This is a genomic window from Bacteroidia bacterium, from assembly GCA_033391075.1.
Classification (GTDB): Bacteria; Bacteroidota; Bacteroidia; order J057; family J057; genus JAWPMV01.
Window position 1 is genome coordinate 3,323,202 of record JAWPMV010000001.1, and the last position, 12,697, is coordinate 3,335,898.

Genomic DNA, 12,697 nt, shown 5'->3' on the forward strand with positions numbered 1-12,697 from the left:
TCAGGGTATACTTCTTACTATAGCATATCTAAGGATCATCTCGAAGAGGAGTATTATCCCTCCAATGATCAGGAACCAATGAAATTCTTCTGTGTGTCTGGTTGTGCGGGTAACCTGCATACGGGTTTTCTCCAGTCTATCAATTTCTGCATAAACATCGCCCAATGCGCGATTATTTCTGGCTTGAAAGTATTTGCCTCCGGTTTTTTCTGCTATACTTCTCAAGAGGGTCTCATCCAGTTCCACCTCCACTTGTCGGGTTACCGTTTGTCCGAAGGGAGTTTTCATAGCAAAAGGAGCGGTTCCATTACTACCTACTCCAATTGTATATACCCTGACGCCGTATTGTAAAGCCGTTTCTACAGCAGTATTGGGATCAATCTGTCCACTATTATTTACTCCATCAGTAAGGAGGATCACTACACGGCTTTTGGCATCACTTTCTTTCAATCGTAATACCGCATTCGCCAACCCCATACCAATTGCTGTTCCATCCTCTATAATTCCCTGTTGCACCTCAACCAATAACTTCTTTACCATAGCCGTATCCGTGGTTAGCGGACATTGCGTATAGCTTTCTCCTGCAAAAACAACCAGACCAATTCTATCATTGGGTCTTTGGGTGATAAACTCAAGGGCTTTGGCTTTTGCAGCTTCCAGTCTATCCGGGCGAAAGTCAAGTGCATTCATACTTCCGGATATATCCAGAGAAAGAATTATATCTATGCCTTCGGTTTCTATATTTTCTTCATTCAGACTGGTGCGTGGTCTTGCCAGGGCTACTACCATAAATACCACTGCCAGGGCCCGAAATATAAAGAGGTACTTTTTCAAGAATCCTCTAAAGGGTTTTCGATGCGCTTCCAGACCGGCCAAAATGGGAAGACTCAAGGTCGGATAGAGTTTTTTATAGCGGAATATCTGCCATAGAATATATAGCAGCGGCAGTGCCAACAGCAAAAGCATCTCAGGATGCTCAAATTCGATTCTTTGCAAAAAATTCATCATGCTTCCACCTCTACTTCTTGCTTACTTTCTTCTGCTTCTTCTAAAACTTCTTCCACAGGAGTTTCAGACTTAGGAGCATAGAATTGTTTGGTTTCTTTTATAAACTCTCTGGCAACATCCATATTTCCCATATTCTCCATATCTGTCGGCTTAAACCTGGCAAATTTTGCGAGGTCGGCCATTTGGAGGAAAGGTGCCAGTTTATCCAATTGTTTTTGCGGCGTTGGGGTCTGTTTTAAATCCCGAATGATCTCATCTGTAATTGACTCCAATGCAGGAACTCTGTATAGACCTTCAATATATTCACGGATGATTCCCGTCAGCTGCACATAGTATTCTTTCAATTCTCCTTTCTGCCACAATTTTTCTCCTTCCAACTTTGCCAATTTTCTCATGGCGATTTCATTAGGAGGAACAGGCGGAGGTGCAATTCGAATCGTGGGTAATTCTTTTTTGCGGGTGAATCTAAATACGAGATATCCTATGATAGCCGATGCAGTAAGGACAATAAGCAGCCAGGGCCAAATTTCGTCCCAGCTATAACTTACATTGGCAATCCCTTTGATAGGCCGATAAGTCTGGGTTGTATCCACTTCTATCCCAATCACATCAATAATCAGAGGATTACTGTTGAGCCGAACAGGTTCAGCTGTTCCACTCGATTGATACATCAGTTTTTGCGAAGGGATTTTGAAAGAACCCGTATCAAAACGGATAACCGTTATTCGCTGCGACCTCACCCAATCAGTTGTGGACTGATCCAGATTTATGGGAGTTACATCCAGGACTTCAAATCCACCCAAGGTGTCAAGAAAGGGAGGAAAAGTAACTTCTGCTCCTTCCGGGTGCTTGACAGATAAAGTGAGGGTAAGTGGGTCTCCGAGTCCAATGTATGTACTGTCAGCCATGAGGCGTACAGCTGGTTCTTGCGCATACCCGTTTAAGGTAAACAGCAGCATGAAAAGCAAGAACACAGATGGGATAGAAATATGCTTGTGTAAAGTTCTATTCATGAGACCTGCAAATATATCGTTTTTTAGTCTCAGGGAGTTGTTAAAGTTTTGTTAAAGTTGGGGAAAGGAACGTTAAATAAAGGCAAATAGAGCCCATTTGGGCTGTTTTGATTATCTGCGCTTTTCTCTTTTGCTGAAAAGAGTCATGAGGGCCTGAATATAGGACTCCCGCGTATTGATGCTGGAGAAATCTGCTCCTGAACGGAGGAAAATATTTTTTGTTCGCTCCAGGTTATTGCGGTACCAGTCTGAATAGCTTTTTCGCGTAGATTCCTGGGCCGTATCTATCCATGCATGTTTGCCGGATTCGGCATCCTGAACCCTGACTAAACCCATATTGGGAAGCTCTACCTCATGGTCATCATAAATATGCAAGCCGACCACATCATGTCGCCTTCTGGCGATACTCAGAGCATCTGTATAATCCGGACCCTGATTCATATAATCGGACAAGACAAATACGATACTACGCTTCTTGAGCATATTGGTGAGGTAGCGAAGCACTTCGGCCAAATCGGTCCCCTGCCCTTCTGGCCGGGTATCAATCATCTCACGTATTATCCTGAGAATGTGGTTTTTACCTTTTTTAGGAGGTACAAATTTCTCAACGCGATCTGTAAATAGAATCGCCCCCACTTTATCATTATTGTTAATGGCTGAGAAGGCCAGTACAGCCCCAATTTCGGCCATCAGTTCCTCCTTCATTTTGGGTTCCCCGTCCCTGTTTACCTGGGTTCCAAAAAAAGTAGATGGACTGATATCGATGAGCAGCATAACCGTGATTTCCCTTTCTTCCTCAAAAACCTTCACATGAGGTTGCTTCATTCGTGCCGTCACATTCCAATCAATGTTCCGCACATCATCCCCATACTCATAGGCCCGAACTTCACTAAAGGACATTCCCCTACCCTTGAAGGCAGAATGATAGCCTCCCGAAAAGATTTGATTGGATAAATCTCGGGTCTTTAGTTCTATCTTTCGGACCTTTTTTAAAAGCTCGGTGGTACGATCAGTCGTATTTTTTGACATAATGCTCCGCAATTCAGTTTGGCAAATATAATATTATTACTTTTGTAAAGTAAAAGGGGAATCACATTGCAATTGGGGGCAATATTGCATAAATGTTACAATTAATACGACTTCGATCACTTGTTCGTTTAAACATCCTGTTTTTTCTGAGTTTTTCTTTGCTGCAGAAAAGCTACGGACAATTGCCTGCCCTCCCAGCACCTGCGGGTATTGCAGACAGCCTTCAAGCCATTTGGCAGGATGAAGTCAATAATTTTAATTCAGAAGGAGGCATAATTGCCATTTATCTACCCGGAAAATGGTACTGGGCCGGTGCTTCTGGCAATGCCCTGGTCAATCCCCCTACTCCTGCCGACACAAGTATGTCTTTTCGGGTGGGAAGTTTATCCAAATCTCTGCTGGCTGTCAGTCTCCTAAAGTTACAGGAACAAGGGAGCCTTGATTTAGATGATATTATTGACCAATGGTTGAGTCCGGCTGATGCAGCCCTGATTCCCAATAGCGATCAAATCAGTGTACGGCAATTACTCAATCATAAAAGTGGTATAGGCAATTACACCTCTAGCAATGGATTTGTAAGCACACTAGCGATACAAGGTCTTGGCCATGTATTTAGCCCACAAGATCTCATTAGTTTTGGAACGGCACAGGGACCCAGTTTTCCTCCCGCTACGTCCTGGGAATATTCAAATACAAATTATGTGGTTGCTGCCCTGCTCATTGAAGCTGTCAGTGGAATTCCTTATGAAAATTATATACAAAACAACATCCTCAATCCATTGGGATTGAGTGATAGCTATTTTCCGACCACCGACACCTTGCCCGGGAATTTCATGGGATCCTTTTTCGATATCAATCAAAGTCCCCCAAAAGAAGATTTCTCCTACCTGGATCCCAGTGGAACTTTTGGAGCAGGTCCTCTGGCCTCCAAATTAACAGATATGATCAATTGGTTGGAAGCTCTGATGGAAGGGAACGTTCTGAGTCCTGCTTCTCAAACAGAACTTTTGACTTTTGTGAATGCGACTTGGCCCAACATTGATTACGGCCTTGGAATTGGAGAGTATAATAATGGAACTTATTCTGCGGTAGGGCATACTGGAGCTGTTTTTAATAGCTCCAACATGCAATATGTCAATGGTGCCAATTACTATGTAGTTTACAATCTGACAGATCAGGAATTTCCGCATTTCCCCTTTATGGACAGAATATACGATCTCTTAAATCCCTATTTACAAAGCTGCGCGGGATTTCAAATCGGGAATATATTGGGGCCAGCTGAAAGAGGCTTAAATGTAGGAGGAAGTATTCCCTTGCAAGCTCCTGTTCAGGCGGGACTCAGCTATGAATGGCTCAAAGATGGAAATCCAATTCCCGGAGCGAATTCGAATAGCTATGTGGCCAACCAAGCAGGAAATTATCAGGTGAGAATGATCAATGCGCAGGCTTGTGTGCAGCTAAGTAATGAGGTAAAAGTCACGGATTGCAGTCCTTATCAGGTGCAAATAAATGCTGTTGGGAATACAGCTTCTTATTGCGCAGGAACAAATGTTCAATTGAGTGCAGGAGGAAGTGCCGATAGTATCAATTGGCTCAATAGTACTGGCATCCTTTTGGCAAATTCAAATACGTATTCATTTACTGCCAGTCAGAGTGGCCCTCTTTACCTTAACTCGACCGACAATATTGGATGCCGCGCTTTTGATACCCTGAATATCCAGATTCAGGCTCAAGCAGTCTCTAATTTAGGGCAGGATCAAAGGGCTTGTCAGGGCGAAAATTTTGTCCTCACAAATGGAACAAATACAGATACCGTCAATTGGTTTGATATTTCGGCCAATTTACTGCTAGCCAACAGTCCTGATTATTCCTTTAGCCTGCAAAACGATTTCAGTTTGATTTCAGAAGTCAGAAACAGCTGTGGCAGTGATAGAGATACAATCAATTTCAGTTTACTTCTTCCTCCCAGCACGGAATTAGGCGCTGACATTTCAGCCTGTGCCGGTACTGCCATAAGCCTCAATACAGGTCTAGCGGGTGATTCGGTGAATTGGTTTAATCAAAATGGAGGTTTGCTGCTGGCAAATAATCAATCCTATTCCTTTAACCTGCAAAATACGGGAGCGATCATTTCTGAGGTGATCAATGATTGTGGGATAGCAAGAGACACCTTAAGCCTAGAACTCGTCCAAAGTCCTCAAATAGATTTGGGAATTGATATAAGTGTATGCGAAAACAGCCCCTTGAATTTTCAGACAGGCAGTGCGGCAGATTCTGTTAATTGGTACAATATGAGCGGACAGTTATTACAGGAAAATAGTAATAGCTATAGCCTTATACTGACAACTAGTGGGAATTTGATAGCCGAAGCGATAAATGAATGTGGTGTAAAAAGGGATACGATATTTCTGACCGCTATACCGCTTCCTACTGTCAATCTAGGGCCAGACTTTAGTGCTTGTGTAGGGACCAATCTCAATTTCTCTGCGGGTAGCCCTGGAGATTTGGTGAACTGGTTTGATATAAATGGCAGCCTGTTACAAGCAAATAGCCTCAATTATGCGTTTTCAGTTTCAAATGATCTAAGCCTGGTTGCTGAAAGGATAAGTAGTTGTGGTATCGCTCGGGACACTGTACAGATCACAGCCAATACCATAGCGAATGTAAATATTGGAGCTGATCGAAGGATCTGCCAAGGAGAAGAGGTCTTGATTAGTGCCGGGAATACTTCAGAAGCTATAGATTGGAAGGATTTCAATGGCAATATTTTGGCAAGAGACACTTCTCAAATCCGTTTACTGATAAATTCAGATGTGGGGATTATTGCTGAGTTAAGTTCTACTTGTGGGACTGCTACTGATACCCTTGAGATCACAGCTGTAGCACTTCCACTAGTAGATTTAGGTCCTGACACTGCTATCGTAGCTGGAGAAAGAATCAGTTTTAGTGCTGGACAAAGTGGAGATATTGTAAACTGGTATGATGGAAATGGAAGTTTACTATTGGGGAATAATACCAACTTTTTTATCAATCCTCTCGACCCTATCAGCATCATAGCAGAAGTAATCAATCCAGATAATTGTATAGGCCGAGATACGATCTTTATCGATATGACTACGGGCATAGAAAGGATCCAGGACATCGGACTGAAACTTTCTCCTAATCCTGCTGATGATCGACTAAAGCTAAGTTGGGAATCGCTTCCAGTAGGTATTTGGCAATGGGAAATACGCTCCTTGAATGGACAATTGTTGTTGAAAGGAAGCAGTCAGGGAATTAATACTGTGATTGATGTTTCCGGCCTGTCGGAGGCGACCTATCTGCTTAGAATAATGCACTCCCGGACACAAGCCTATCAAATGATTCAGGTCCTCCATTAATGTTCCCGATTTTATCCATAATGTGTACCTTTGAGCTGCATTTGGATAATCAATTGGCATGAGAAAACTGAAACTGGAAGAACTGGGAAGGCTAAGTACTGAGGCATTCAAAGAGATCGAGAAACATCCGATACACGTATTGCTGGACAATATCAGGAGCATGCATAATGTCGGCTCGGTTCTACGGTCCTCAGATGCTTTTAAAGTTGAAAAAGTCTATCTGTGTGGAATTACTCCCAGGCCTCCACACAGAGAAATAAGGAAGACGGCGATAGGCGCAGAAGAAAGTGTCAATTGGGAGTTTCATTCGGATGCGCTTAGTCTGGCAAAAAGTCTAAAAACGGAGGGTTATATATTACTTTCCCTCGAACAAACAGATGAAAGTTTGGATATCTCCACTTTTCAGACGGACCTGAAAGAAGGAAAATATGTCCTCATCATGGGACATGAAGTTGAAGGGGTAAATCAGGATTTGATTGATCTTTGTGATTATGCCCTGGAAATCCCACAATTTGGTACAAAACATAGCCTGAATGTATCAGTAGCAGCCGGGATAGCTCTCCATCAATTGGTATGCGGAGGAAAGTAATCAGCTATCTATGGGGATTCTTATTCTAAATTCACTCCCCTTTCCCATTTCGCTAGAAACAGTGATGCTTCCTTTATGTTGTTCGATGATCCCATGGACAATGTACATTCCCAGTCCTGTTCCTTCTCCCACATCTTTCGTAGTATAAAAGGGCTCAAATATGCGTTTTTGCACTTCCTCTGACATACCTTTCCCATTATCAGAGATTTTCACTATGACATCCTCTCCTTCCTGGTAAGTTTGGATATGTATTTTTCCTTCCCCCCCTAAAGCCTGAATCCCATTGCTGAGAATATTCATAAATACCTGGTTCAATTTACCTGGCAGGCAGCATACAAGGGGGATTTCCCCATATTCTTTTACAAGCTCTATCTTTCTGCCTATTTGTACCTTGAGGATCCGCAGGGTGGACTCTATTCCTTCCTGTAAATTAGCTCGCTTAAACACATCTTCATCAAGGCGAGAAAAATTTCGCAAACCTTTCACTATTTCCTGGGTTCGCTCAGCTCCGTACTGAATTCCTTCTACCAAACCGATCATCTCTTTGAAAAGAAAAGAGGCATCGGATTCCTTGATGAGTTTTTTGATTTTTTCAGCCAATTCCTCATCATCATGTTCTATCGCCAGCTTCTCAATTTTCTCTAACATGATTTTGATATCTTTGAGGTCCAGCCAGAGAGAATCAATATTGGAGGAAACGAAATTGATGGGATTGTTGATTTCATGAGCAATACCAGCTGTCAATTGACCTATGGATGCCATTTTCTCCTGCTCCACCAATTTAGACTGCGTGATTTTTTGTTTAATTAAGGCCTCTTCCAGGGCATTGGTTTTTTCCAGTAATTCTGCGGTTCGACTCTCAACAGCTTCTTCCAGCATTTTGTTTTGTTCTTCCAGGAGGCGCTTTTGGTCTTCCTTTCGCCTGTAAAGCTGTTTCTCTATCCTTTTTTGTCGAAAGCTTATTGCAGCAGTAAAAATGATTTTTTCAACGAAAAGGCCTATGATCAAATAAGAATCTGCATAACCCGAAGGCGAATCGCTGATTATAATATTTATAAGGGTGGGACTACTGGAAAGAATGATGGCAGTAAAACCAGCGATCACAAATATGGCTCTCTTATCTCCCGTCTTTTTCAGGTAAAAAAGAAATACAATCACTGAAAGAAAAAACAGGCCTACGTAGGCTGCCAGAAAGTCATCATGAACCAAAATATCCAGATTGCTGCTATGCAACACATACAAACCCAAAAACGTAGCTCCCAGACCTAAATAAATCAGGCCTTTCATGATTTTGTCCCATTTTGGCAATAGTTTATCCAACTCCAGATAAGAGCGAATAAAGAGGAAATAAACCACAATCAGGATATACCAACGAACTTCAAAATAGAACCTATATTCCGGATGATCAGGAAAGAACCAGGGTTCCATCCATTCCCAAAGCACACCTACATAATTGGGAATGTAAAGGGTATCTGCACCCGCGGTCAGCCCTTCCACAAAAAGCAGGGTAAGCAGGTATAACAAATAATAGAAATGAGAAGTATGTCCCAGGTAAATATTCAGGATGATTACCATGATAATCATCAGAATTACTCCTCCGATTATAAAGGTTGAAAACATCCGAACGATGGTGACATTGCTTTCAAATACCTCTGGCTTACTCAATTCAAGTTCCAGAAAAGGGAAGTGGCTATCATGGATATCATAGATCTTAGCCAGAATTTTCATACTCCCTCTCTCTGGCAAGCTGATCTTTTGAACTGCCGGAGACATATTTGAAGGTGAAATATAGGAACGATCTCTATAGGGAACATGGGCTCCCTGGAGATAGCTTTCCCAGCTTCCCTCTTTCTCCACATGGATCTCAATCTTGGTATTGTAAGGATGAAAAATCAGAAACCAGTCTTTAGCCTCTTTTCTCAATTCTGAAACCTCCAACTCCAAAGCTACCCAGACAGCTTGAGTCGTTTTTTCCTTTTTAAGCTGGTCAAGTGGAAGAAAATCTGAGCTTTGTACTGCCTCCTGAAAACTAATCATGCCTGCGGGATCGGGCAATACGGAGAGGAACTTTTCCAGGGGATATTTATCTTTTCCAGCTTCTAGAGCATGAAGCGGAAAAATTTCCTGTGCGAAACTTCTTCCCAGAGAAGCAAGGAAGATCAGGAATAAAAAATAGGCATACCTGCTTTGTGGGCGCATGAATTTTTTATGGCTCAAACAAAATAAAAAATTTATCCCAATACCCAGGAAGAAAAGATTTGCCCAGGCAGCAATGCTAAGGTTTTTTTATTGTTGGGAGAGCATACAGGAAGGCTTTAGATAAACGTGCAGAATTAGAAATCGTTTCACGGAAATCCTACAAATTAAGGTCGTAGTTGAGCACCTCTTCGATAAACTCTCGGATGCATCCTTTTCCTCCGCTTTTCTGCAGGACTACATCCGCAGCTTGCTTCACTTCTGAAACGGCATTGGCGGGGCAGGCAGAAACTCCGGATTTTTTGATCATTTCCAGATCATTGAGGTCATCGCCAATATAAGCCAAGTGCTTATAAGCCAGGCGTAATTCATCCAGCCACTCATCTACCACTTCTCTTTTCGGGCGGGTTCCACAATAAACATGAGAAATGCCCAGTTTCTCGGCCCGATTGTAAACGATATTTTCAGTACTGCCAGAACTAATCAAACCAAAGCGCATACTATGCCTTGTGATCATCCGGTGAATGGCCATGCCGTCCTGGCTATTAAATTGTTTGAATTGATCTCCATTTTCGCTGTAGAACATGCCACCATCCGTCATTGTACCATCTACATCCAGCAAGATGAGTTTGATATGTTTGGCCTGAATTTTTGCATGTTGCAATTCCAGATTCCTGATAAGCAGGTGGTCTACAGGTAGTCCAAGTGTTTCTGCTATACGAATCAGGCTATCGTAGTCCGCTTCCTCCTTCCCTTTTTCGAATTTGGTCAGGGTATCTTCCCAGATATCCAGCAACTCGGCAAAGGCATGAAGATTCATTCCTCTTTGATCACGTAAAAAGCGTAGATTCTTCCCGAAATACGACACAGCTACATTTGTATTAGACTCCTTCTGCGAAAATTGAGTCGCCAATTTACATTATTTATTCGGGGAAGCTCAAAAGATTAAGCAGCAAAAATTTCACAAAATTAAAAATCCCCCGCACCTGTTGGATGTGGGGGATTGGGTGTAGTGATGCAATATGCAATTCAGCCTGATTATTCAAATAACATGCCATAAGCTTGTCAATCCTGCTGATTTTCATGCGAATTCCTAACAAGGTTGTATCTTCGTTCGAAAATCAGCAAATCATATATGAAAAGATACTTTTCCTTCTTAAGCATTCTCTCACTTAGCTTTTTTTACCTACCTGCACAGATCAATACACAGGATGATAAAATCAGCCTTGAGGAGATTTGGCTAAGCCCTGTTTACTTCCCTCAATTCGCTCCAGAATTCCGTTGGATGAATGATGATTCCTATTACAGTGTATTGGAAAATCAGAAGGTTATGAAATACTCGATAGGTGATGAAGGAAGAGTAGGAACGATCCTGGATTTAAATACTGTTCTTTCAACAGCAGCTACTTCTGTCGAATCTTATGACTTCAGTCCGGATGAAAAACATATGCTTTTATATTCTTCATCTGAACAAATTTATCGTAGGTCCAGTCGGGAAGTGGTTCATGTTGCCAATCTTGATCCTGCCGAATTGAGGCTAATTCATGAAGGGGAAAAAGTAAGTAATGCTGAATTCTCTCCGGATGGATCCAAAGTAGCATATGTGTTTAAAAACAACCTTTACTACTATGATTGGGCCTCAGACAAAACGGTTCAGATTACAGATGATGGAGAAATCAATGCGATTATAAATGGAGCTACAGATTGGGTGTATGAGGAGGAATTTGCCTATACACGCGCTTTTAGCTGGTCTCCGGACAATCAACATCTGGCATTTATTCGTTTCGATGAACGAGAAGTTCCTCAATGGACCATGACCATGTATGCTGATCTTTATCCAGAGCTTTACCAGTTTAAATATCCCAAAGCCGGTGAAAAGAATTCGAGTTTGAGTGTTCATATTTATGAATTGCAATCTGGAGAAACCCAGATGGCAGATTTGGGGAAAGACAAGGATATCTATATAGCACGTATGCGCTGGGCCAATGATCACAGGCTGGCCATGATGCATCTCAACCGTTTGCAAAATCAATTGAGCCTTCTCCAATACGATACAAAAGATAAAAAGACCCATAAAGTCCTGACAGAAGTCAGCGACACCTATGTGCGTGAAGCGACTGATGACAAGTGGTATTTTCTTTCCGATGATAAAGGCTTCCTTTGGCTAAGTGAAATTGATGGTTTCCAGCACATTTATCACAAAGCCTCAGATGGATCGGCCATAGCCCAATTGACCAAAGGCGAATTTGAAGTAGAGGAAATTTTAGGGGTAGACGAAGAAAAGGAACTCATATATTTCCTTTCCACAGAAGTCAGTCCTTTTGAAAGACATCTCTATAGCATCAACTTTAAGGGAAAAAAGAAGAAAAAGCTTACAGATACTCCTGGAAAACATAGCATTACAGTAAGCAGTACCCTCAACTATTTTGTGGATTCTTATAGTACCCAGAGCAAACCTGGCGTCACTCGTTTAGTCAATAATAAAGGAGAAAGCCTGAAAACCCTGGTTGATAATGCTGTCCTTGAGCAAAAATTGAGCAGGCTGGATATGAAGGCTCCAGAATTCTTTTCCTTTACAACTACTGAAGATATTGAGTTGAATGGCTGGATGATCAAGCCCACATCTTTTGATCCTGCGAAAAAGTATCCCCTTCTTATGTTTGTCTATGGGGGACCTCGATCACAGGAAGTTTTGAATGAATGGGGCAGCTTTAACTATCTCTGGTACCAAATGCTTGCTCAGCAAGGCTATATTGTGGCTTGTGTGGATGGCAGAGGAACCGGAGCAAGAGGAAGAGATTTTGCAACGGTTACCTATGGGGAACTAGGAAAATATGAAACCATCGATCAAATTGAGGCAGCCAAATATTTAGGAGAGCAAGCCTATATAGATAAAGACAGGATAGGAATCTGGGGTTGGAGTTATGGTGGATATATGACCGCTCTTTGTATGACGAAAGGGAAGGGTATATTCAAAGCAGGCATCTCCGTGGCACCAGTTACAAACTGGAGATTTTATGATACCATTTATACCGAGAGATACCTTAAAACTCCTCAACTGAATCCCTCTGGTTATGACCAGAATTCTCCCATAAATTTTGCCAATCAACTACAAGGCAAACTCCTGCTTGTACACGGTACAGGAGACGATAATGTGCATGTTCAAAACTCTATGGAAATGATCAATGCACTGGTAGCCTCCAATAAACAATTCGATCTATTCTTTTATCCCAACCGAAATCACGGAATTTATGGAGGGTACACGCGTTATCACTTGTATAAAAAGATGACGGACTTTGTATTAGAGAATCTTTAGGGCCTTCTTTTACAAAGCCAGGAAAGAAATAAGCGCACAATCAGGAATTCTGGGGTATTCCTAAAAGCTTTGTACGTTTATTTCTTTTTCTTTTTCACCCAAAAGACTTTCTTTGACGAAAGATAATTTGGGGTGAAGGGGATCGTTATACACACATTAGGTATAG

Annotated in this window: 8 protein-coding genes; 3 read left to right on the forward strand and 5 right to left on the reverse strand. The window is 42.0% G+C overall.

From position 1 onward, the window contains the following. From R8P61_13425 to R8P61_13435, 3 genes are all read right to left on the reverse strand, one after another. Complete coding sequence (locus tag R8P61_13425; GenBank protein MDW3648062.1) at positions 1-1,008, reverse strand: VWA domain-containing protein; 1,008 nt, start codon at positions 1,006-1,008, stop codon at positions 1-3. Then, a complete protein-coding gene (locus tag R8P61_13430) occupies positions 1,005-1,916 on the reverse strand; it encodes a hypothetical protein (GenBank protein ID MDW3648063.1) in 912 nt (303 codons plus the stop codon). Before R8P61_13430 ends, R8P61_13425 begins: the two co-directional genes overlap by 4 nt. Positions 1,917-2,132: 216 nt before the next feature. After that, the gene (locus R8P61_13435) at positions 2,133-3,050 is read right to left on the reverse strand and encodes a DUF58 domain-containing protein (protein MDW3648064.1); all 918 of its coding nucleotides are present in this window, start codon (positions 3,048-3,050) and stop codon (positions 2,133-2,135) included. A 92-nt stretch (positions 3,051-3,142) separates the two neighbouring features. Between R8P61_13435 and R8P61_13440 the strand changes: the two genes are divergently transcribed. Further along, the gene (locus R8P61_13440; protein MDW3648065.1) at positions 3,143-6,430 is read left to right on the forward strand and encodes a serine hydrolase; all 3,288 of its coding nucleotides are present in this window, start codon (positions 3,143-3,145) and stop codon (positions 6,428-6,430) included. A gap of 58 nt (positions 6,431-6,488) precedes the next feature. After that, positions 6,489-7,019: an RNA methyltransferase gene (locus R8P61_13445; protein ID MDW3648066.1), complete on the forward strand. Its 531-nt coding sequence runs from the start codon at positions 6,489-6,491 to the stop codon at positions 7,017-7,019. On the opposite strand, the gene R8P61_13450 is transcribed toward R8P61_13445, so the two are convergent. Together R8P61_13450 and R8P61_13455 are read right to left on the reverse strand one after the other, a co-directional pair. Continuing rightward, positions 7,020-9,218: an ATP-binding protein gene (locus tag R8P61_13450; protein ID MDW3648067.1), complete on the reverse strand. Its 2,199-nt coding sequence runs from the start codon at positions 9,216-9,218 to the stop codon at positions 7,020-7,022. It abuts the gene before it with no gap. A 157-nt stretch (positions 9,219-9,375) separates the two neighbouring features. Further along, the gene (locus R8P61_13455) at positions 9,376-10,083 is read right to left on the reverse strand and encodes an HAD hydrolase family protein (protein MDW3648068.1); all 708 of its coding nucleotides are present in this window, start codon (positions 10,081-10,083) and stop codon (positions 9,376-9,378) included. 267 nt (positions 10,084-10,350) lie between these two features. Here R8P61_13455 and R8P61_13460 point away from each other — a divergent pair, with 267 nt between their 5' ends. Next, a complete protein-coding gene (locus R8P61_13460) occupies positions 10,351-12,531 on the forward strand; it encodes a S9 family peptidase (GenBank protein MDW3648069.1) in 2,181 nt (726 codons plus the stop codon). The last annotated feature ends 166 nt before the right edge of the window (positions 12,532-12,697 follow it).